Below are 22,080 nucleotides of genomic sequence, written 5' to 3'. Positions count from 1 at the left end.
ACTCCTATTAAATTATGCGTACGGCATGCAACGGACTAAGCCGGCAATATCCACTTTTGCGACTAAGGTTTTTGGACCTAACTGACGCTTACGCTTAGAAGTCTTCTTCGTCAAGATGTGGCGAAGGTGAGATTGCTTACGTTTAAAGTTACCTGAAGCAGTCTTTTTAAAACGCTTCGCGGCACCTTTGTTGGTTTTCATCTTTGGCATAGTATTGAAACTCGCATTGTTAAATGACAACGAATAATAAGGCGTTAAAAAACTGCGGCAAGCCGCAGTTTAATAAACTTGAAGGCGCTTATTACTTCTTATTTGGGGCTAGCATCATGATCATCTGCCGACCTTCTACCCGGTTAGGGAAAGATTCACAGATGGCGATATCGCTAAGATCCTCTTTAATACGAGAAAGCATTTCGATACCGATTTCCTGATGCGCCATTTCACGACCACGATAACGTAGTGTTACTTTAGCTTTATCACCCTCTTCAATGAAGCGACGCAGGTTGCGTAGTTTTACCTGGTAATCGCCTTCATCAGTTCCAGGCCGGAATTTAATTTCCTTGATCTGGATCTGTTTTTGCTTTTTCTTTTGTTCTTTAAGAGCTTTGCTCTTTTCGAACAGGAACTTACCGTAGTCCATCAACTTACAAACTGGTGGTTCTGCTGTAGGACTGATCTCTACTAAATCAGCACTTGCTTCTTCAGCTAACCGAATTGCTTCTGTCGTGGTAACGACGCCCAGCTGTTCACCTTCCATACCAATTAATCGCACTTCTGGCAGATTAATTTCTTCGTTTATCCTGTTAGGACGGTTGGCCGGTAATGTTTTCTTTCCTACTTTAATAGTATGTTCCTCCGAAAATTTTATAATTCACTTAAAGCTTATATCCGGTTTTTAATTTCAGTCAGCATTTTCTCGACAAAGCTGGCAACAGACATTTTGCCTAAATCATCAGCTTTACGTGTTCTGACTGCAATATCACCTGCTTCGACTTCTTTATCACCGACGACAACGAGGTAAGGAATACGCTTAAGTGTGTGCTCGCGAATTTTAAAGCCTATCTTCTCATTTCTCAAGTCACTTCTTACTCTAATACCGTGAGATTTGAAAGTTTTTACTAATTCTTCGACATATTCGGCCTGATTATCGGTAATATTCATAATTACCACCTGCGTGGGTGCTAACCACGTCGGGAAAAAGCCGGCGTACTCTTCGATGAGAATACCAATAAACCGCTCTAACGAACCTAAGATCGCACGGTGAATCATCACCGGAACCAGTTTTTCGCCGCTTTCAGACACATAACTGGCTCCTAAACGACCCGGTAACGCGAAGTCGAGTTGCACTGTGCCACATTGCCATGCGCGATTTAAGCAATCGTGCAAGGTGAATTCAATTTTCGGACCATAAAAAGCACCTTCACCAGGTTGCAGTTCATAGGCAATATCATTGGCTTTTAATGCGTCCATCAAGCCTTGCTCGGCACGGTCCCAAATCTCATCAGAACCAATCCGTTGTGCCGGACGTGTCGATAGCTTCACCACGATGTCTTTAAAACCAAAGGTACTGTAAGTATCAAACACCATCTTGATACATTTAGTCACCTCTGCCTGCACTTGATCTTCAGTACAGAAGATATGCGCATCATCTTGGGTAAAGCCGCGCACGCGCATCAAGCCGTGTAAGCCACCTGAAGGCTCATTACGGTGGCAACAACCAAACTCGGCCATACGCAGCGGTAAATCACGGTAAGACTTTAACCCCTGGTTAAAGATTTGCACGTGGCCCGGGCAGTTCATCGGTTTGATGGCGTACTCACGATGCTCAGACTGGGTAGTGAACATATTATCCGCATACTTTTCCCAGTGTCCCGATTTTTCCCACAATACACGATCCATCATTAATGGACCTTTCACTTCATCGTAGTCGTACTGGCCAAGCTTCTCGCGTACAAAAGTTTCTAGCTCACGGAAGATAGTCCAACCATCGTTGTGCCAGAACACCATACCCGGTGCTTCTTCTTGCCAGTGAAATAAGCCCAGTGCTTTACCAATTTTACGGTGGTCACGCTTCTCGGCTTCTTCTAACTGGGTTAAGTAGCCCGCTAATTGTTTCTTGTCTGCCCAAGCCGTACCGTAAACACGCTGCAGCATTTTATTTTTTGAGTCGCCGCGCCAATAGGCACCGGCCACTTTCATAATTTTAAAGTGTTGGCAAAAGCGCATGTTGGGCACGTGCGGGCCACGACACATATCAATATATTCTTCGTGATGATACAGCGCAGGGCTGCTATCACGCGGAATATTTTGCTCCAGAATTTCTTGCTTGTAGCTTTCGCCACGTGCGGCAAAGGTATCCCAAGCTTGTTGCCAGCTCACCTTGTTTTTTACCACATCATATTCGGTTTTGGCTAACTGCAGCATGCGCGCTTCTAGCGCCGCTAAATCATCACTGCTGATCGGCTGTTCTAAATCAACGTCGTAGTAAAAACCATTATCAATAACAGGGCCGATAGCCATTTTCACGTTTGGCCAAAGTTGTTTAATCGCGTGGCCTAATAAGTGTGCACAAGAGTGACGTAAAATCTCTAAGCCTTCTTGATCTTTGCTGGTGACGATACTTAAGCTGGCATCTTGTTCAATCAGTTCACAAGCATCAACAAGTTCACCATTAACTTTACCGGCAATGGTGGCTTTAGCTAAACCTGGGCCAATGTCTTTAGCAACATCAAGTACAGTAACGGCATGGTCAAAGGCGCGCTGACTACCGTCAGGCAGAGTAATAACTGGCATGATCAATCCTTTTACAGTGGTGGCCCAAACCAAGGGTCACTTGATTAACAACAAAACGCTATATTCTATGCACCTTGCGTGGCAGTTGACACCCACAACTTAGGGTGTTTGGTACACAGCGTGGTACACAATTTTGAATTTCACCTGCTTATCTATTTTGCTTCGGATTAAAACAGGGATGAGCATTGTACATTAAAAACTGCTATCAATCATTTGCTAAGGGATCTTAAATTTATTTTTTAACAGAAATATGACTAGCACAATTGCGTTAAATAGAATGACAGCATGCAACTCAGCGCTATAAGTTCAGCTAATTGCTTAATCGATAAACTTGAATAAGAGATGTCAACACTATGAATTTATTTATTAAATTAAGCTCTTATATGGCCGAGCCTTAATTCCACTGCCATACTTTTATTGGGTACTAAAGTAAAAGGTTGACACCATGCATGTAAAAGCTGACAACTTATTGCTAACTGCAATCTGCAAGGCTCTTTCCACTCACATAATCGATGACTATGTACTGAGCGATTTCAGGAACCTATTACTCAGAATATCTCAAATTGTTTTGGAGCAAAAAAGCGAGTCTGAGGGAACTAACATAAATAACCATGCAAGGTTGTTAGGTTATTGAAGTACCTATTGATTGCAGAAAACTTGAAAGTAGCCTTAACCGCAAACAATAAATACATTGAGATTAATCATTTAAGCTCTCCCATTTATGGGTTTTCACATCGCCGTATCGCCGTAATAAGTCAGCAAGAAAATTCACAAGATAACCACCAGACACGGCCCTTTCCTTCGTGTAAAGCATCACTGTTACAGCGTTTTCACTCTCATCACTAACAAATACTTCGGTATGCAAAAACATACCTTGTGTCTTCGCTTCTTCAGTTGTGGCTTTCAGTATGCGTTTAATGGCAACTCGACTTTGATGAGTATCTTTTAGGGTTAACGTGTGTAAGGTCAATGAATGCTCCATTATTGTGCTTATAACAGCTAAATTTTTTTGATATCACAACTTATCGCAAGATCAGTTGTAGTCACTTCAAAAATCATCTCATTATCAACTCGAGCCATTGCATAGTCGCCGTGTCATTTATCTCTGTTTTAATTCTCTGCTTTGCTTCGGAGGTTAAAGAGCCTAATAATGATAATTTCGTTACAAACATCACCAAGCTCAGTGATTTTTCATTTAGACCAACACCACTAAAAGGCGGTTTATCCTGAAAAAGCACTGTCTTGCATATATCAGAAGGAAAGCCCCATAAGGTTAAAAAATAAACAGCACTCATTGTCGACGGCTTGTAACAAAGAGCTTGCTCGATATCAATTAATTTACTTTCAGCATCAGGGTCGTAATCGGTCTGCTCTAAAGCCTGTGAAAAGTGCCCAAGCCCTGTCAATAAAGCAGCAACATAAATAAAATCCTGCATTTCCGTGCTAAACCCAAGTGTTTTGCTATTTTGCCGACATGCGGCGGCATAGCGATATGTCCACTCACTGCAATGCTTGTAAACTGAGAGAGGGATTCTTAATGATACTTGTTGCTCAACGGAGATGGATATCACGATCGCTTCGACCAGACGCAAGCCAAGACGTTTTATTGCTTCCGCTAAAGAGGTAGTATGAACGCGGTATCCAAGAAATGCTGAGTTAGCAAACTGTATAATCTTCGCCGTTATCACGCTATCTGTCACAATATGTTCAGTAACGTCTTTGATATCGATATCCGGCTGTGATAAGAGATTCTGTAACTTTAATGCCAGTTCCGGTAACACAAAAAAGTATCCAATTTGCCCCAGCTTCGCTCGAGAGACCTGAGGAAATTGCAATTCGTTCAAACGCTCTAAACATAAAAAAACATGATTTAAATCGTTTTCAGCAAAAGGTTTACTCAACACAAAGTGCGCAACCTCACTGGCCTTAATGATCACATCTTCAGTCACGTCTCCAGTCAGCAAAACCCTTACCGCAGAGGGATAAGTACAGGCAATTTCCTCAAGTACTTCATCGCCATTTCTCATTGGCATTAAATAATCACAAAAGACCACGTCTGGAGGGGTGCTTTCGCCCCAGACACTCTGCCACATAGATTGTTGCTCACATAAAACGAAATGATAGTCAGGCTTTAAACGGCGACATACACGGTGCAAAGCTTTTAACATAAAACTGTCATCATCAATAAACAGGACATTCAACCCCGTCATACCCTACTCCTGTAGTAATAAATTATGGTTCTGCAATGCCTAAACACTTTAAAAAACATGCCTCTATTTGAGGTTGTGCTATTAAAGATCCCTGAATAACATCACAATTAAGCTTTTCTAAAATATGGCGTTGTTCAAGCGTTTCTACGCCCTCCACCACTACCTGAATTTTTATGTCATGCGCCATACGGATAATGTTTGCTATCATGCTTTGAGTATTAATGTCGTGCACAATAGGAGAAATTAAAGATCGCGCAATTTTTATTGTATCTATCGGTAGCTTTGATAAATAAGCTAATGATGAATAACCTGTGCCAAAATCATCGATAGCGATACTAAAACCCACTTTTTTTAAAGCGCTCAGTATTTTTGCGCTTTGTTCAATGTTTTCAACTATCCAAGATTCGGTGAGCTCAAACTCCAGTAACGCGGTATCTATCTTTAAGTTAGCCAATATCGCTTTAACACGCGAAATAAAATCGTCTTGCGCTAATTGCTTACCAGAAACATTAATAGAAACTTTGTTTAAAGCGACACCTTGATTTATCCACTTGGCTAGTGCCAGACAAGCACGTTGAATAACCCAATAACCAACTTCAATAATTTGACCATCATGTTCTGCTATTGGCATAAAGATCGCTGGCGAAACATCACCAAAAGTAGGATGTTGCCAGCGTAATAACACTTCACAACCAATAATTTTTTGTTGGCATACATCAAACTGTGGTTGAAAATGCAAGTAAAGTTGTTCATTTTCAATCGCATAAGATAACGCCTCACTGAGTAGCAATTGCTCACGTTTACGGTCAATTAATGCTGCGTTATACCGCATAAAAAAACCGGAATGCCCTTGCACATGCAAACTATTTGTAACAAGTACATGGCTCAGAAGCTCTCGACCAGAATTACCATCCCAAGGTGCAAGGCAATAAGAGATGACAAACTCAACCCCCAAACCATTTTTTCTAAACTTTTCAATAGTTAACGGTTTTAGTAGCGCAGTGAGTCTCTCGTAAACATCCAAGTCTGAAGCCACATTTTCAAAAATCAAAATAAACTGTTCATTCGCTAAATAACCTAACGTTCCAGAGAGTCCTTCAGCTTGTTCTAAAAAGGTTGCAGATATTTCATCAACTAACGCTTCAACTTCGGAATAACCAATAATGTTAGACCAAAAAGCGTAATCTTTTAACTTAATCGCAACCATCGAAAACGCTTCACCGCGTTCAAGCAAGCTATCAGCTTTTCGAACAATTGACCTTTGATCGAGAACTGCAGGTAAATTAATACTGCTTGAAAACAAGGGAGGCGCTTCTTCAATAATTTGTAAGTGAAGCAGAAGGGCACCAGGCTCAAAAACTTTTACAAACACTTCAACATCTAAGTCTTTTGTTGTTTTTAAAACCGCATGGTCTTTTTCTTTGGCTATTAAATCAGTCAACTCATGCGCTGAAGTCGTTGAGAATAGCTCATATAAAGTTGAATAAGGATCATAATCTAGGTCGAACATCTGTTTAGCAATACCATTTGCACGGCCGATTTTACCGTCAGCGAACACTTCTATTATTGCATCGGAACTACTTGCCATTAACGAATTAACAAAAATGTTATTGCTCCTTTCGTAATAGGCTTTGAAAGCATTTTCAACTTCGGCTAATAGCTCTACTTCATCCCAAGGTTTTTCTAAAAAACGGAAAGCCGTACCACCGTTAAGCAATTTTAAAACAGAATCAAAATCAGTGTATCCACTTAGCACCATAGCTACCGTTGAAGGATAAGATAATTTAACTTCGGCGAGTAATGCTGCCCCGTCCATTTCTGGCATTCGAAAATCCGTAATCAGAAGCTGACAAGCCTCCTGCTGCATCACTGACAATGCTGCTTTTGCATTATCCGCTGAAAACACTTTATAGCCTGCCCTGAAAAGCAATCTGTTGAGCGATCTCAAAATGCTGGGTTCATCATCTACAATTAGTATTTTTTTAATCATAAAAACCACATTAATAAGGTAGTAATGCTTGCCAGCAAACTGTTATCGAGTGTTCCGCTAATACAGTGCTCAAAACATATCTTCTGCTTATAATAATCGTAAGTCGGAGCTATTAGGCATTGCCAGATGACTTACTAAGTGGCGAATACCATTTTTCTTGATTATTTTTAACTTATAGCATATCTTAAACAAAGAGACAAATAAGCCAATTGAGATAATTGAGCCACCTAGCCGAAGGAAGAAAAAGAAGGCGAGCACTCTATGAATCAGCAAGAAACAGCATCCCTGCCTGTAATTTTGTGTGTAGACGACGAGTTAAATATTTTAAAGTCGTTAACACGTTTGTTTTTGTCTAAGCCAGTAAAGTTATTGCAGGCATCAAGTGGGCAAGAGGCACTCGCTTTGCTGGAAAAGGAAAAGGTTAATTTAATTATTTCTGACATGCGTATGCCCAACATGACCGGAGCCGAGTTTCTTGCTCAGGCTGCGACATTACAGCCAGACGCTTATAGGATTTTAATGACAGGCTACGCCGATCTGGCATCAACAGTCAGCGCCATTAATGTTGGTAAAATTCACCGCTATGTGCAAAAACCTTGGGATAACGCTGAGCTTTTAAAGCACGTTGATGATGGTTTAGAAATGTATCGATTGGTCAAGGCCAATAAAGAACTTACAACAAAAATTGCTAAGCAGAATAAACAACTTAAAGAGTTAAACCATAGTCTTGATGAGATGGTGCAGCAACGAACTTTACAATTGAAGAAGACAATACAACAATATAAAAAGTTGGCAGAAACACGTGGCAATGAGCAAAAAGCAACTCTCGAGGTTCTCTACAATATTATTAGTATTAATCCGGCCCTCAATGGAAAGTTTGCTCAACATGTGGCAAAAACATGCGCCAATATTGCCGCGATAATGAACCTCTCGGGTCCAGAAAAAGACTTGATGAATAAAGCAGGCCTTTACTCAGAACTGGGTAAATTAGGTTTACCCTCACACTGCCTTAGCACTCCCTCTTACAAATTAGACAGTTCAGAACGCAAAAAATTTTTACAACACCCCCAACTTGCAGAAGAAATGTTAGCTCCAGCAGTTCACTTGCATACACTCAGTGAGGTTATTGCTAATCAGTACGAGCGTTTCAATGGCAGCGGTGAACCACTACAAAAAGTAGGAACTGACATCCCTATTGGTGCCAGAATATTAGCGGTAGCGAGAGATTTCTGGCTTGCTGTATATCAGCAAATGAATTCAAAAAGTTACACCAGAACTGAAGCTTTTGAGTTTATCAGAATGCAAAAAGGCACTCTGTATGACCCCGACGTTGTTGCAGCGCTAGAAAAGTTAATAAAAAACAACATTGATAGTTTTGATAAAAATATTCAAGACGGGCTTCACGTTGAGCAAATACAAGTTGGCATGCGCCTATCACAAAATCTATATAACCGCAAACACATGCTACTGCTGCCTAAAGACCATATTTTTTGCGATAAGACGTTGAGCAACTTAATAAAGTATCAGTCTAAACATAAGGAAAAACTGCTGGTCCAAGTAGAGCCTTTTACAATAAAAGAGGATTCCGATGAGGAGTAACTTCTCACTCATCGTTCTTCTCAGGCTAATGTTGGCCTAACTATGCTGTTCTTCAGAAACAAACCACCTTATGCAATTTCGACCTTCTTTTTTAGCGGTATATAATGCTCCGTCAGCATGAGCAAGATGTTCAGTCAATTCTTTAGGGTCTTTAGCCGCGACTGCGGTAGCGCCGATACTTACTGTGTAAGCAATCCGATTGTTTTCAAAATCAACCGGCGCATCTTGTATGGTTTTTCTTAAGGTCTCTAAAATCGGCGTTGCCGTGTCAATACTTGCGTTTTCAATTAAAATCGCAAACTCTTCTCCGCCTAAGCGGGCGCAATAATCGTCTGAGCGCAAGGCGTTTTTAATTGCTGTTGCCGTAACTTGTATGACTTGATCACCCGCATTATGGCCATATGTATCATTCACGCGCTTAAAATAATCAATATCTAGGATGGCAACCACATAAGGTATAGTTTGTTTATTGAGCCCTGCACAATGCTCTACGAATGCTCTTCTATTTGGTATTCCGGTCAATGAATCTGTCATTGCCAATAATTTCAATTGTTGTTCGGCAGCATTTCGGGCATTTTCAATCTCTACAGCATAATAAAGACTGGCTAATGCATCTAACAAAGGCTTTAAGAAGGTAGCGTCTGCTTGGGTGTAATCTTCAAACTTATTGGCAAGACCAATCATGCCTACCACGCCATCTTTAAGCTCAATTGGCAACCCCATAAAGCGGAATATCTTCGGATGGCCTTTGGGCGTTCCTCTAGATGCAGGGTGTGAAGTTGGGCTATTACTAATAACGGTTTTTTTACTGGTAATCACACGGCCAAATAAATTATCCAAACTTTCAAAGTAAAGTTTGCCTTGTCGGTAAAGCTGGACCAAATGATTGCTATGCTCGTTCCATGCCATTTCCGTGATTGCATGAATAAACAAGACAGACTTACCATCGATTACACGCATCTGACCAATAAAAGCAAACTGGCTTTCAGCAATTTCCGCTAACTCTGACAAAATTTGTCGACATGCCGAAGATAAATCATGTTCTTTTAAATAAATAGACTGAGCCTTACTGATAAAACCCAACAAGTGTCGCTGCCGCATTTCAAGTAGCTCGGCTTTTTTCTTATCAGTGATATCTCGATGAGTGCCGGCTAATCGTAAGGGCGTACCATCTTTTGCGCGCTGCACTACTTTAGCGTATGTTTCAATCCAAACCCAATGGCCACTGCTATGCCGCATTCTATAAATGGTGTTAAAAGTCTGACTAACCCCCCCAGATGATTAGATAACTCTTGCTCAACACGCTGAATATCTGCCGGATGAACTAACTGCCGCCAATACTGACTACTCGGCTCCACCAAATCAAAATCAATCCCTATAATCTCACACCAGCGTCCGTTCACTTTATTCACATCTAATTGAACATCCCAGTCCCAAGTTCCTAATGCAGAGGCTTCAAGTAGAAGTCTCATTTGTTGATTCGTTTCAAGAAGCTTTTGCTCTGTATAACGATTAAGCGTGTGATCGATAAGCATGGCATGAATCATATCTAGCTTACCCTCACTACTAAAAAATGCTTTTGTAATAAGCTTTACCCAATGCTGTTTATTATTTGACGTCTTGAGTCTGAAAATCGCTTCTCCTTTAGTCACGCCTAAATGGTGGTTACTAAACAAAAAATTGAATTCATCTAATTGGCTAACATCGATAAAATCCTCAAATATCGCTGTTTTTTTACGTAAATCTGCAACAGCAATCCCAAACAAGGTTTCAATATTCGAGGAAACGTAACTTAACTGCATTCCATGAATATTTTGCCATTGGAGCAATACTGCTGGTGAATTATCAATCAGGCTATGTTCCTGCTGTACCAGCATAAATTGACGATATAACGATAAATAAGCTGAAACATGTGAACTTAGGCGCTGTAATATCTCTATTTGTGAAGCATCCAATGTTCGGGGTTGAGAATCAATAACACATACCGCTCCAACAATGACATCATCAAGTAATAAAGGAACACCTGCATAAAATCTGATATGAGGCTCGCCAGTAACCAGTGGATTATCGACAAAAAGTTTGTTTTGCTTTGTATCTTCCACAATTAATGTGCTTTGGTTTTCCACAACATGATTGCAAAACGCATCTTTTCTGAGAGTACTTTGAACATCTAAACCAAAACGACCTTTGAAGAATTGTTCATTTTCTCCTATTACCGAAATCAAAGCTGTAGGAACGCCCAATAGTAAAGCCATTCCTGCAAGTAACTCTGAGAGGCTTTCGTCTTCAAAACCTTTTTCAAGATGATACTCAGCAATTTTATTCAATCGTTGAATTTCGTTCATTAGATTAATTTCCCAAAGTTAAAGAGTAAAACATACTGCAAATGTCATAATTAAATTGCATTACTATCAAACTTGCCTCAATTTATAGCATGAAATATAAAAAAATTTTTAATCAGCTAAAACCTTATCCAGCCAATCGATTACCGCTTTACTCTTTATTCTTGATTTAAGCATTAGCAAGCTTTCTGAATTAACCTTCTTATTTAATGCTAATTTGCTAACAAACATGACCAAATTGAGCATAGGTTCATCACCGTCCGCCGCAACCAAGTCTGGTGTGTCTTGCTGCGAAATGATTTCGCATAAATCAAACGAAAACCCCCACAATGTCAGTAGAAAAACGGCTCTTAATGTCACAGGATCAGCGCTTAACCCTACATCAAAATTAATTGGGGCCTGGTGTGAATCAGGGGTATAGTCTGGGTAATCTGCAGCCACAACAAAATGCCCTAATCCCGTCAATAACGCAGCAACAGAAATCAGATCTTGCATTTCAGTGTTAAAACCCAACAGTTTGGAATTTTGCCGACACGCAGTGGCATAACGATAAGCCCAATCACTACAACGTTTATGCACTTGTGCAGATACTGTACCTAACATGCGCTGTTCAATCGAGATTGACACAACAATAGCCTCTGCAAGCCTAAGCCCCAGCCGCTTTAGCGCTTCAGTTAAAGAGGTAGTATGTCGGCGGTATCCCAAAAATGCTGAGTTAGCCAGTTGAATAATCTTAGCCGTTACAACACTGTCTTGTTCAATTAAGTTAGCGGCTTCTGTGATATTCATTTCAGGCTGAGAAAATAGTCGCTGTATTTTTACTGTTGTTTCGGGTAGCGAAAAGAAATAGCTATGCCTGCCTACTTCATTACGAATTTTCGGCGAAAGCATCAAGGCATTAAGGCGCTCAAGGCATGAAAACACGTAATTCAAGTCATCATCGACAAAAGGTTTACTTAAAACAAAATGGGCAACATTGCTTACACTGCTAATCACATCTTCAGTGGTATTTCCAGTTAGTAATATACGCACTGCAGATGGGTGAATATGTTCAATTTCTTTCAGCACTTTATCGCCATTTTTTAACGGCATTAAGTAATCACAAAAAACCGCATCAGGTACCATGCCCGTTGATAATGTATTCTGCCATGCGGTTTCTTGATTACACATTATAAAGTTATCATCTGGCCTTAAACGAACAGCTGTTCGCTGCAACGCTCTTAGCATAAAGATGTCATCATCTATAAACAGGACATTAAATGCCATTATAACGCTCCTAACAGAGAGCTGATCTCTGTCCTTGCGACGGCCAAAATATTAACAAAATTATCCTCTGGCTGGGGTTTTGCAATAAGGAATCCCTGTATGACATCACACTTAAGCTGCCTTAACATTAAAAGCTGTTCAAGGGTTTCTACCCCTTCAACAACTACCTGCATTTTCATGTCATGCGCCATACGCGTAATGTTGGCAACCATACTCTGAGTATTGAGGTTTTGCGCAATGTCAGTAATCAAAGAACGGTCAATTTTAATTACGTCTATTGGCAATTTAGATAAATACGATAACGATGAATAACCTGTACCAAAATCATCAATAGCAATTGTGATGCCCGAAGCTTTTAATCGATTGAGCTTTTCTACGCTCTGTTCCATGTTTTCCACTAACCAAGACTCGGTCAATTCAAATTCAAGTAAGGAGGCATCGATGTCAAAATTGGACAGTATTGATTCAACACGTGTAATAAAGTCGTCCTGAGACAACTGCTTACCCGATATATTTATTGCTATTTTATCTAACTGCACACCTTGCTGCTGCAAATTAACAAGCATCTGACATACTCGTTGTAAAACCCAGTAACCCACCTCAACGATTTGGCCTTCTTGCTCGGCTACAGGAATAAATACAGCCGGTGATACAAAGCCCAGCGTCGGATGCTGCCAGCGCAACAATGCTTCACAACTGGTTACTTTGTGTTGCAGTAAGTCAAACTTAGGCTGGTAATTTAAATAAAGTTGATTATTTTCAATTGCGTAAAACAAGGCTTCGCTAATTAGTAGCTGTTCTCGTTTGCGTTCAATCATTGACGCGTCATAACGCATAAAAAAATTAGAATTACTATTGATGACTAACCGATTAGAAATTAAGACATTATTTAATAATTGACGGCTTTCTTTGCCATCATCAGGTGCGATGCAGTAGGATATCGCAAACTCAACTCGAACAGCACTCTTGAAAAAATCGGGTAATTGAAAAGATTGAATCAGTACGGTCAGTTTTTTATGGACATCAAGTTCTGATGAAATGTTATCCAATACAAGTATATACTGCTCATTTGCTAATTGTCCGAGTTGTGCAGCCAGTGATTTTGTTTGTTCAAGCAAAGTGACTGAAATAGCATTTGCTAATTTTTCAGCTTCAGAAAAGCCAATCATTTCGGACCAGTATTCATAGTTCTTCAACCTTATTGCCACTAGTGCAAAAGGATGATTTGAGTCTAGCAGCGCATCTGCTGAACGCAAAATAGCCTTTTGGTCCATTACTACTGATGAGTTAGCGCCTAGGAAAATGGTTGAAAACTGATCTGCATGTAATATTAATTGCAATACACGAGACAACTTATCAACCACTTTTACAAATATCTCGACATCTTTACCACTGGTCGTTTTAAACATGCCATGCCCGGTATGACTCTCAAGCAATTGCGCTATCTCTTGCTCTGTCGCTGTTGGCAAAAGCATGCTTAAGGTGAGTCCTTGAACTTCATCTAAATTTAGCGCTTGCTTAGCCACACCATTTACTCTGACAAGTCGGCCTGTATTGGTTATCTCAATAAGGCTATCAGCACTGCTTGACATGAGTTGGTTAACAAGTGTGTTATAGCGCCTTTCGTTGTAGATAACAAAGGCGTTATTAACTTCTTCTAGTAATGTTTTTTCTTCCCAAGGTTTTTGCAAAAAACGAAACGCAGAACCCGCATTCAGCAGCGCCAAAACCGAATTAAAATCAGCAAAACCACTTAATACAATGCATAGGCTTGAGGGGTAGTGAATTTTCAGCTCTGCCAGCAAGGCTGCGCCATCCATTACTGGCATTCTAAAATCAGTAATGACAACCTGACATGCCTCCTGATGCATTATTGCAAGCGCACCAGCTGCACTATCCGCGCTGAATACAGAGTAACCCGCTCGTTTAAATAAACGGGTTAATGCTCTTAATATGGCTTGCTCATCATCGACTAGTAGAAGCTTGTTGGGCATGAAAATACCATTTAATTTAAAAGTTGACTTACAACATCACGTAACTGCTCATTCTCAAACGGCTTTGGCAATGCTAAATCTGCACCTAAATCTAATGCTTTTTTGAGGCCGTATCCGGAGAGGCCTGAAATCACAACAATTTTGATGTGAGACATTTCTGGTTGTTGGCGAATAAACTGCAACACTTCATACCCATCTAATCCCGGCATGGATAAATCCAGAGTGACCAAGTCTGGTTTAGCAGACAAAATCTTCACACCGGCTTGGAAACCATCTGAGGCTGATATAATGTCAAAGCCGCAAGGCCTTAAGGCTCGCCTTATCGCATTTCTGACTTCAGGTTCATCGTCAATAATTAATATTCGTTTAGTGCTTATAGCTGTTGGCGCTAAATTGCTAACACCCGAGTCAAAGTCTTCAGGAATGGGCATGTTTTGCTTTTGAAGAAATAATATAAAGTCGTTTAATAACACCCTATAGTTACCCCTTCCTGGTAGCTTGTATCCTTTTAACCTTCCTTGTGCTATCCAACGACTTACTGTCCGTTGGTGTACATCACAATACTGCGCAATTTCGCCTGGCCTCAATGTCCTCATAATAAGCAATCCATATTCCAACTTGATTATTTGGATGTTATAGCATAGATTAATGAAAGAGACAAACAAGACAAATGAGAAAAAGTAATGGGAAAGACCAAATGCTTAATCCCCCCTCCAGTTTTCGCTGTCTCTCAAGCCATCCTTCTAACAAGGAAAACTCAATGGCCGCAAATTTTAACATCGGCTGGGCTTTATCATGTTAACTAATTTTATTATCGCGCTCTGCAAATCAAAAACATTTTCATCACGCCGCTTTTGGTTTTTTGCAAGCACGACATTTTTAGGCTTTATAGCCAATTCCTTAGCGATAAACATCCCTTTTGTAGTGCCATTTGTGATTGGCAACATCGCTTTTTTAATTATCTTATTACGCCTAGGTTTACTCTGGTCTTTATTGAGCCTTGCCATTGTCTGTGCCCCTTTAAACACTGATATTGTCTGGTATAACAGCATATTGCAGTTAATATGCTTTTTGCTGTTTAACTTTAATCAAAGGAAACCATGGGTTCGGTACATGCTGCTTTACAGCATCGCAATTGGCATAATTTATTATCTGTTTAGTTTTGAAGTTCTGATCGATTCACCCGCCATATTTTTAAGTATTGTGCTTTTAAACTGTTTAATTTTCTTAATTTGTGTCAAAACAGTACTGATGCTTGATGCGATTACAGTATCGCCAACAAAACAAAAACACTTGAGTTTAAAACTACAGCTAACTCATCGCATTGGTTTGTATAGTGCTGTTCCAACAACCATTCTTATTGCGTTTATTTTGCAAGGAGCAACAAGTCTGCACTTGTCATCACAACTTCAGTTTTATGACCGTGAACAAGATATATTTATCAGTAAGATTCAACGCCATGTGGAACGTTATATCAGCAACACCGAACTTGTAGCTAGCCTAGGACGAGATAATATCGACAAAAATATACTGCGTAATCTAACCGAGCAACAATCTGAATTTATTTCTGCGCTTGTTACTAATAAAAATGGCGCTATTGCTATGTTTTACAAAGCAGATTTACCTGAAAATTTTATGCAAAATAGTTCTGTAGCAGACCGCAGTTATTTCATTAAGCCGAGAGAGCTTAATCAAAGTTATGTTAGTGAGACATTTCAAGGCAGAACAATCGGTCAGGATCTATTATTTGCTGTCAGTTCACCTATTTACAAAGATGGCATGTTTGATGGTGTCGTCGAAATATCTGTTGATCTCAACACCTTGACAAATACCTTGATTGCAGATGATGCTTTGAATGCCAATCGTATTTTGCTCGATAGTGGATTTAAAAAGATTTGGGGAATGGATACACTTGGCGAATTGGGTGAAGTTTGGACTGAACGACCATTACTCGCCCCCTACCAAACATCGTTAATTAAACAGCTTTTTCTTAAGACAACTAACCCCATAATTTTCAGCTCAGACTCACGCTTTATCGTTATTAGTAAATATATTAATGATTTACGTTGGACAACACACTTCTATGTGGATACCTCTCCTTTTGTTGTTACTTATTCCATCTATCTTGGAATTGCCATGCTCTGTGCCCTGGTATTATTGCAGTATGTGACAGTGTTAGCCGGCCGCTTTATACACAACTACACCGATACTTTAGAAGATATTGCCGAATATGCCCATCGATGGAATTCAGATTCAACTGATACTAAACCACTCACCTTAAGGCATACCGCACTGGACTTTGAAATATTGTTAGACAGTATTTCGGGTATGCAAAAGCGCGTTATCGCCTCACGTAAAGCCATGTTAAATTCAATGAAAGATGTGACATTACTTAATAATGACTTGGAAAACAGAGTAAAAGAGAGAACGCTGCAACTTGAAGAAGAGCGCGATAAGGCGAAACAACTCGCGGCAATTAAAACACGATTTTTAGCTAATATGAGCCATGAGATAAGAACACCTATTACGATCATAAAAGGCTTTACTGAAGAATTGCTTGGCGAAACGAGTGGCGATGTTCGAAACGTATTGAAACGTATTAATCAAAATACCCTGCATCTGCAAAATGTCATTAACGACATTTTAGATACTGCCAAAATTGATGAAGGAAAAATGGCGGTGGTAGTCCAGCCACTTGAACTAGGTCCCTTTTTAGAAAGTATCGCAGAAAACACATTACAAATGGCAAAGCAAAAAGATTTATTGTTTGATTGTGATGTTAATGATGTTTATCAAATGGGTGTGATGGCGGACCCGTTCAGGTTACAACAAATATTGCTAAACTTACTCAGTAATGCGGTTAAGTTTACGACTAAGGGCTGTATAACCCTTAAGGCTGAAAAATACAATGACAACACTTTAACGGTTAAGGTGATTGATCAAGGAATTGGCATGAGTCAACAACAACAACAGCAAAAGTTGTTCCAGGCATTTACTCAAGCAGACTCCAGTACTAGTAGGGATTATGGCGGCACAGGCCTTGGTCTGTACATTAGCAGACAACTTGCTGACGCAATGAATATTAAATTGTCATTAAGCAGTGAATTGGGCAAAGGTTCAACCTTTATTCTTACCTTTAAATCTATACTTCTGCCTGCAGAGCTAACAACTGTTACAAATGCAACGCTGGTATCGCCGTCACCTAAAACCAGAGACGACCTACCAGCGCTTACTGGTAAAATACTTATCGTTGACGATGTACAGGATATACGAAAATTATTAGCCTCCTATCTTAAAAAAACCAATGCGAAACTCGTGTTTGCCGAGAATGGGAAAAAAGCCATTGAAGTTGCGCTAGCCGAAGCACCTGATCTTATTGTCATGGACCAACAAATGCCGGTCATGGATGGTTTTACTGCAGCATGTCAGCTTAGAAGTAGCGGATTTACCTCACCTATAATTTCACTTAGCGCCGATGTATTTGAAGATGATAAGCTAAAAGAACACACCTCACCTTTTAATGTCACATTGAATAAACCCATAAACAAAACGCAACTACTCAACACCATTGCAACACTCTTGACCGCAAATTTCATCGATACGTCTGCTGATGCTCTTTTAGCTTACGATAGTGCTAACTCTAAAGAGACAATTGCTAAAAGCATAGCTGAAGAAGATGAAGAATTACGCCAAGACTACCTTAATAGCCTTAATACATTACCAGAAGAATTAGCATTACTTATTGAAACTTTAGATCAAGAGGGTATTGCAAAGCTATTCCATAAAGTTAAAGGCACCAGTGCCTGTCTGGGGTTAAACGACATAAGCGATGCGGCTACGCAAGCGCAATCTGCGTTAAAAACGGGGGAGTCTCTTGAAGAAATTTGCAGGGTATTTATTGCTAGATTGAAGGGTGATGGCGGATAAGAGCTTAAGATGCTGATTAGCTAGTTTGAAGCATCACCTCTGGTTGTAAGATCGGTATAGAAATAGTGAATGTTGTACCAACGTTAAGCTCAGAAGAAACAGTAATTTTCCCCTTATGCTTTTGGACAATACTGTAGGACAAAGATAACCCTAGACCTGTCCCCTGACCTACAGGCTTCGTAGTATAAAAAGGCTCAAATATCTTACGCATAGCAGACTGACTAATGCCACAACCATTATCTCTTATACTGACAACAAATGTCGTTTCAGTTGCCGATGCTGCAATATAGATATGGCCTGCTTCTTGAATAGCATGTGCTGCATTGACCAGTAAGTTTAAGAAAACCTGATTTAGCTGCATTGGCTGACAAAACAGCTTTGGTAACTCTTTTTGATAATCACGGTGAATTTCAACATTATATTTAAGCTGATTGTTGGCAATCTTCAATGTACTTTCAATACCGTCAACAATATCTGCATATTGCCATTCGCTGTTATCAACGTGAGAAAACGCTTTCAGATTTTTTATAATTTCAGAAACGCGACCAATACCTTCCAAAGATTCAGACACTAACTCAGGCATATCCTCACGCAAAAATGAATACTGAATACGATCATGCATATCTTGCTGCAATGCCAAAAACGTTTTGTTTTCTGTCTTGCGTATCACTTTTTCATAAAAATTGGTCAATTTTAATAATTTTGCAGCATAATCTTGTAAGCTTTGTAAATTTGAATTAATAAAGCCTATAGGGTTATTAATTTCATGCGCTACACCCGCGGCTAACTGACCAATTGCTGCCATTTTTTCAGATTGTAGTAACTGATTCTGCGCTGCCTCAAGTTTATTATTTAATACTTGCAACGCGGCATGCTCTTGCGCCAATTGCTCAGACAATTGCTTTTGTCCTTGGTAGTAACTCGCTAACTCGGTAACATCTTGCACAATCATACATACTGTTTTAACGCTATTGTTCTTCACATCTAACGGCAGAAACTCGATATTCTGATACATCAACGTTTCTTCACCGGTTATCGGCCGGCTACTGCTAAACAAAAATACATGGGGACGATGCTCCCAATATGAGAAACTGGCGTTATTTAATATAAATACGCTATTAATTTTCTTTTTCAGATACTTAGCTTCATTTGGAAACAAATCCAACAAACTTCTACCTTTAACATCGTCAGAACTAATGTTAAGACGATCAGCAAAAAAATCATTCCAATACTCAATACCTAAGTGTTCGTTTAGCACACAAACACCAAGTGGTAATTTTGCTGTCAGATTCTCTAATACACTAAGTGTAGTCATTGTCACTCCAGCAAAAGATTTAATCTGTTTAATAAAGTGGCAATAGAGTCTTGTTCTAAACAGATAACGATTTTTGAATCAAAGTGACTCGATTCCACTTTAAATTCTACTTCCATTAGCAACGTATGCGCCCAACGGTAATGATCTGATGATAACTTTTCAGGCTCAAATACTGTTGGCATACTGAGCTTTGTGGTAAGTTCTAACTGTTCAGCAAAACCACTCAAACACGCCCCGGCCAAAATATTCGACAACTCAAGCAATAACTCTTCACGAGTGACGTCTGATAACGGCAAGTCATAATCCATTAATTCAGCAACAGCCTCACAGCCTAAACGGGATTGCAATGATACGACTTCACCTTTCACCGTGCCTAAAAAGGATTGCCGAGTGTGCCACATATTGTTTGCATTCAGTATTTCGATGAATTCTACAGGCGTAACAGAGAATATCTTTGGAATAGAAAGTGCTATTTTGGCTTCGATCAGTCTGGCCAATGCATTTGCAGCCTGACCCATTGAGATATTCATCAGCTCCTGTAGTGCATCGCGCTGCTCTTCAGTCAAAGCGCTTATCATATTAACCCCACATCAGTTAACACCTGATGCAGCAATTGAGGGTTTAAAGGTTTGTGCAAAAATCGAAAAGCGCCTAACGCATCAACAATTTTTTTTGCTTCTGGCTGAATGTCTGCGCTTATTACAATAACGATAGTTTTTGCATGATGATCGTGTAAATAGCGCAGTACACCAAAACCATCGAGTTCAGGCATGGTGAGGTCTAAAAAAAGAACATCGGCTAATCCTGCTTTAACGGCGGCAAGTGCTTCTTTGCCATTAGTCGCCTCGGTTATTTCAACATCCCAATCAGCAGGCAACGCTCGCCGTACCGCTTTTCTGGACATCATAGAATCATCTGCTATGGTAATTGGTATTGGCATAAAACCCTCAACTTGTCTCATTTGTCTTATTGCTAGTATGGTAAATCCAGAAACTAAAGTCAAAAAATTATTGCTTTTTTATTCAATAGCACTAGTTTTAGTGGAGATTCACTGCAATAATCACACAGAGACAAATAAGACAACTTAAAGCAATAGCATGACCCAATCCGCATCGATTTATAAAGAAATAATAGTCACGTTTACTTAAACGTTCCAAGAATAGAGGCATTATGAAGGGTATTATTTTTAACGTTCTTGAAGATATGATTGTAGAAAAGTGCGGCATGGCTGTTTGGAATGACTTGCTCGCAAAACATGCTCCACCAGACCGCGTTTATATTTCGGGTAAAAGCTATGAAGACAACGAGTTATTTGCCATTGCCAGCGATGTAGCCGTCTTATTAAACATTCCTTTGCAACATGTTGTAAAAGCATTCGGTGATTTTTTGTTTCAAGGTTTAGCGTCAAGACATAAAGACGTTATTGCACAATTTTCTGATTTTTCCGAATTAGTGATGGGTATCCATGATGTAATTCACGTTGAGGTAAACAAACAATACGTTGAACCGGCGCTACCAACGATTTCCTGTCGGTCTCCATCAGCTAACCAGATTGAACTCACTTATTCTTCGCCACGAAAATTATGTTTTTGTGCAGAAGGACTCCTTTTCGGTGCCGCTCGCCACTACGGACAACAAATTAAAATAGAACATACTGTTTGCATGCACAATGGTGCAGAACATTGCATTTTGGATATAGAGCTGACACATGGATGATGTATCAAACCCCTACTACGTAGCCTACATGCGTGAAAAAAAGGCCAGACGTGAAGTAGAACAATTGCTTGAAGACAGTACCAGGCAACTCTACAAAAAAAATAAGTTACTGGAACAACAACTGCTCAAAATTCAACAACAACAGCAATCTATTGTTCAACAAGAAAAGCTTGCCACACTTGGCACTTTAGCGGCAGGTGTAGCCCATGAAATTAACAATCCACTGGCTTTTGTTATTAGCAATGTGGATACCTTATCCAGCTATACTTCTGAGCTTCTCAATGCAAACATTCATCCAGAGCAAAATAGCATTGCACCTAGCACGCTTGAGATGATAGCTGAAGACTTTCCAGAACTTATCACTGATACTGTCCAGGGGTTAACACGCATAAAAGACATCGTCAGAAACTTGTTGTTTTTTGCTAGAACAGATACAGAATTAATGTCCGACATGCAGTTACGCGACGCGCTCGAGCTCGCGCTTAAGTTATTAGGTCCAAAACTAAAAAATGTACTTTTAACACAGCAGCTTGATACCGTAACGACTATTCCATTTAATTCAGGTGAATTAAATCAGGTTTTAATCAATATTCTCGTCAATGCGATTCAAGCATGTGAGTCCAAGCCTGAAAAAGCCTCCAAAATAAACGTATTATTAACGCAAAATACAACTCATATCATTCTTTGCATTAAAGACAATGGCTGCGGCATGGATGAAGAAACGTTGACAAAAATGTATGATGCTTTTTACACCACCAAACCCGTCGGGACAGGCACCGGTATGGGCATGTCTATCGTCTTACAAATACTTAAACAGCATAATTGCGAGATTGATGTGCAATCTGAGCTTAATATCGGCACAGTAGTTACCCTGAAATTCCCTATCTCGAAAGGGTGATTCTTAATAACACCTTTGAACACATGGATT

General features: G+C 39.9%; 18 protein-coding genes. 4 read left to right on the top strand and 14 right to left on the bottom strand.

Features of this window, described 5'->3' with window-relative positions; all coding sequences use genetic code 11:
- Positions 1 to 12 precede the first annotated feature (12 nt).
- From rpmI to ACUJFL_RS08195, 6 genes are all read right to left on the bottom strand, one after another.
- A complete protein-coding gene (rpmI, locus tag ACUJFL_RS08220; RefSeq protein WP_082122441.1) occupies positions 13 to 210 on the bottom strand; it encodes a 50S ribosomal protein L35 in 198 nt (65 codons plus the stop codon).
- A 91-nt stretch (positions 211 to 301) separates the two neighbouring features.
- A complete protein-coding gene (gene infC, locus ACUJFL_RS08215; RefSeq protein WP_226750998.1) occupies positions 302 to 844 on the bottom strand; it encodes a translation initiation factor IF-3 in 543 nt (180 codons plus the stop codon).
- A gap of 38 nt (positions 845 to 882) precedes the next feature.
- Complete coding sequence (thrS, locus tag ACUJFL_RS08210; protein ID WP_306176657.1) at positions 883 to 2,793, bottom strand: threonine--tRNA ligase; 1,911 nt, start codon at positions 2,791 to 2,793, stop codon at positions 883 to 885.
- 697 nt (positions 2,794 to 3,490) lie between these two features.
- Positions 3,491 to 3,763: a hypothetical protein gene (locus ACUJFL_RS08205; protein ID WP_445428969.1), complete on the bottom strand. Its 273-nt coding sequence runs from the start codon at positions 3,761 to 3,763 to the stop codon at positions 3,491 to 3,493.
- A gap of 85 nt (positions 3,764 to 3,848) precedes the next feature.
- Positions 3,849 to 5,003 (bottom strand): HDOD domain-containing protein, encoded by a 1,155-nt coding sequence (locus ACUJFL_RS08200; RefSeq protein ID WP_445428968.1) that lies wholly within the window; start codon positions 5,001 to 5,003, stop codon positions 3,849 to 3,851.
- 22 nt (positions 5,004 to 5,025) lie between these two features.
- On the bottom strand, positions 5,026 to 6,993 hold the full coding sequence (locus tag ACUJFL_RS08195; RefSeq protein WP_445428967.1) for an EAL domain-containing response regulator: 1,968 nt from the start codon (positions 6,991 to 6,993) through the stop codon (positions 5,026 to 5,028).
- Between the two features lie 261 nt (positions 6,994 to 7,254).
- Here ACUJFL_RS08195 and ACUJFL_RS08190 point away from each other — a divergent pair, with 261 nt between their 5' ends.
- Positions 7,255 to 8,592, top strand: a complete 1,338-nt coding sequence (locus tag ACUJFL_RS08190; protein WP_445428966.1) for an HD domain-containing phosphohydrolase — start codon at positions 7,255 to 7,257, stop codon at positions 8,590 to 8,592.
- 36 nt (positions 8,593 to 8,628) lie between these two features.
- Here ACUJFL_RS08190 and ACUJFL_RS08185 read toward each other — a convergent pair whose 3' ends face one another.
- The 5 genes from ACUJFL_RS08185 to ACUJFL_RS08165 all read right to left on the bottom strand — a co-directional run bounded on the left by ACUJFL_RS08185 (position 8,629) and on the right by ACUJFL_RS08165 (position 14,790).
- Positions 8,629 to 9,831, bottom strand: a complete 1,203-nt coding sequence (locus ACUJFL_RS08185) for a diguanylate cyclase (protein WP_445428965.1) — start codon at positions 9,829 to 9,831, stop codon at positions 8,629 to 8,631.
- Positions 9,780 to 10,937 carry a GAF domain-containing protein gene (locus tag ACUJFL_RS08180; protein ID WP_445428964.1) on the bottom strand — a complete coding sequence of 386 codons (1,158 nt, stop codon included), beginning with the start codon at positions 10,935 to 10,937 and terminating at the stop codon, positions 9,780 to 9,782. The genes ACUJFL_RS08185 and ACUJFL_RS08180 overlap by 52 nt, the downstream gene beginning before the upstream one ends.
- A 108-nt stretch (positions 10,938 to 11,045) precedes the next feature.
- Entirely contained in the window at positions 11,046 to 12,200 is a 1,155-nt protein-coding gene (locus ACUJFL_RS08175; RefSeq protein WP_445428963.1) for an HDOD domain-containing protein, read from the bottom strand.
- Positions 12,200 to 14,194, bottom strand: coding sequence for an EAL domain-containing response regulator (locus ACUJFL_RS08170; protein WP_445428962.1), 1,995 nt, complete (start codon positions 14,192 to 14,194; stop codon positions 12,200 to 12,202). Before ACUJFL_RS08170 ends, ACUJFL_RS08175 begins: the two co-directional genes overlap by 1 nt.
- 11 nt (positions 14,195 to 14,205) lie before the next feature.
- Positions 14,206 to 14,790, bottom strand: a complete 585-nt coding sequence (locus tag ACUJFL_RS08165; RefSeq protein ID WP_306176665.1) for a response regulator — start codon at positions 14,788 to 14,790, stop codon at positions 14,206 to 14,208.
- A 199-nt stretch (positions 14,791 to 14,989) separates the two neighbouring features.
- Here ACUJFL_RS08165 and ACUJFL_RS08160 point away from each other — a divergent pair, with 199 nt between their 5' ends.
- On the top strand, positions 14,990 to 18,121 hold the full coding sequence (locus ACUJFL_RS08160; RefSeq protein WP_445428961.1) for an ATP-binding protein: 3,132 nt from the start codon (positions 14,990 to 14,992) through the stop codon (positions 18,119 to 18,121).
- A gap of 16 nt (positions 18,122 to 18,137) precedes the next feature.
- Here ACUJFL_RS08160 and ACUJFL_RS08155 read toward each other — a convergent pair whose 3' ends face one another.
- The 3 genes from ACUJFL_RS08155 to ACUJFL_RS08145 are packed head-to-tail and all read right to left on the bottom strand — an operon-like array spanning position 18,138 to position 20,376.
- Entirely contained in the window at positions 18,138 to 19,436 is a 1,299-nt protein-coding gene (locus ACUJFL_RS08155; RefSeq protein ID WP_445428960.1) for an ATP-binding protein, read from the bottom strand.
- A gap of 2 nt (positions 19,437 to 19,438) precedes the next feature.
- The gene (locus tag ACUJFL_RS08150) at positions 19,439 to 20,014 is read right to left on the bottom strand and encodes a chemotaxis protein CheC (protein ID WP_445428959.1); all 576 of its coding nucleotides are present in this window, start codon (positions 20,012 to 20,014) and stop codon (positions 19,439 to 19,441) included.
- On the bottom strand, positions 20,011 to 20,376 hold the full coding sequence (locus tag ACUJFL_RS08145) for a response regulator (RefSeq protein ID WP_445429069.1): 366 nt from the start codon (positions 20,374 to 20,376) through the stop codon (positions 20,011 to 20,013). The genes ACUJFL_RS08150 and ACUJFL_RS08145 overlap by 4 nt, the downstream gene beginning before the upstream one ends.
- Before the next feature lie 230 nt (positions 20,377 to 20,606).
- On the opposite strand from ACUJFL_RS08145, the gene ACUJFL_RS08140 reads away from it, so the two are divergent.
- Together ACUJFL_RS08140 and ACUJFL_RS08135 are read left to right on the top strand one after the other, a co-directional pair.
- Positions 20,607 to 21,152, top strand: a complete 546-nt coding sequence (locus ACUJFL_RS08140) for a heme NO-binding domain-containing protein (RefSeq protein WP_445428958.1) — start codon at positions 20,607 to 20,609, stop codon at positions 21,150 to 21,152.
- Positions 21,145 to 22,050, top strand: coding sequence for a sensor histidine kinase (locus ACUJFL_RS08135; protein WP_445428957.1), 906 nt, complete (start codon positions 21,145 to 21,147; stop codon positions 22,048 to 22,050). The genes ACUJFL_RS08140 and ACUJFL_RS08135 overlap by 8 nt, the downstream gene beginning before the upstream one ends.
- Positions 22,051 to 22,080: the final 30 nt, after the last annotated feature.

This window comes from Alishewanella sp. HL-SH05, from assembly GCF_052655985.1.
Note: the sequence above shows the minus strand (reverse complement) of the source record. Positions and strands in the feature narration are given on the sequence as shown.

What these genes read in the sequence shown, in the direction of transcription:
- rpmI (WP_082122441.1), bottom strand. Translation starts at nt 210, where the DNA reads ATGCCAAAGATGAAAACCAACAAAGGTGCCGCGAAGCGTTTTAAAAAG.
- thrS (WP_306176657.1), bottom strand. Translation starts at nt 2,793, where the DNA reads ATGCCAGTTATTACTCTGCCTGACGGTAGTCAGCGCGCCTTTGACCAT.
- ACUJFL_RS08200 (WP_445428968.1), bottom strand. Translation starts at nt 5,003, where the DNA reads ATGACGGGGTTGAATGTCCTGTTTATTGATGATGACAGTTTTATGTTA.
- ACUJFL_RS08195 (WP_445428967.1), bottom strand. Translation starts at nt 6,993, where the DNA reads ATGATTAAAAAAATACTAATTGTAGATGATGAACCCAGCATTTTGAGA.
- ACUJFL_RS08190 (WP_445428966.1), top strand. Translation starts at nt 7,255, where the DNA reads ATGAATCAGCAAGAAACAGCATCCCTGCCTGTAATTTTGTGTGTAGAC.
- ACUJFL_RS08185 (WP_445428965.1), bottom strand. Translation starts at nt 9,831, where the DNA reads ATGCGGCATAGCAGTGGCCATTGGGTTTGGATTGAAACATACGCTAAA.
- ACUJFL_RS08180 (WP_445428964.1), bottom strand. Translation starts at nt 10,937, where the DNA reads ATGAACGAAATTCAACGATTGAATAAAATTGCTGAGTATCATCTTGAA.
- ACUJFL_RS08175 (WP_445428963.1), bottom strand. Translation starts at nt 12,200, where the DNA reads ATGGCATTTAATGTCCTGTTTATAGATGATGACATCTTTATGCTAAGA.
- ACUJFL_RS08170 (WP_445428962.1), bottom strand. Translation starts at nt 14,194, where the DNA reads ATGCCCAACAAGCTTCTACTAGTCGATGATGAGCAAGCCATATTAAGA.
- ACUJFL_RS08165 (WP_306176665.1), bottom strand. Translation starts at nt 14,790, where the DNA reads ATGAGGACATTGAGGCCAGGCGAAATTGCGCAGTATTGTGATGTACAC.
- ACUJFL_RS08160 (WP_445428961.1), top strand. Translation starts at nt 14,990, where the DNA reads ATGTTAACTAATTTTATTATCGCGCTCTGCAAATCAAAAACATTTTCA.
- ACUJFL_RS08155 (WP_445428960.1), bottom strand. Translation starts at nt 19,436, where the DNA reads ATGACTACACTTAGTGTATTAGAGAATCTGACAGCAAAATTACCACTT.
- ACUJFL_RS08150 (WP_445428959.1), bottom strand. Translation starts at nt 20,014, where the DNA reads ATGATAAGCGCTTTGACTGAAGAGCAGCGCGATGCACTACAGGAGCTG.
- ACUJFL_RS08145 (WP_445429069.1), bottom strand. Translation starts at nt 20,376, where the DNA reads ATGCCAATACCAATTACCATAGCAGATGATTCTATGATGTCCAGAAAA.
- ACUJFL_RS08140 (WP_445428958.1), top strand. Translation starts at nt 20,607, where the DNA reads ATGAAGGGTATTATTTTTAACGTTCTTGAAGATATGATTGTAGAAAAG.
- ACUJFL_RS08135 (WP_445428957.1), top strand. Translation starts at nt 21,145, where the DNA reads ATGGATGATGTATCAAACCCCTACTACGTAGCCTACATGCGTGAAAAA.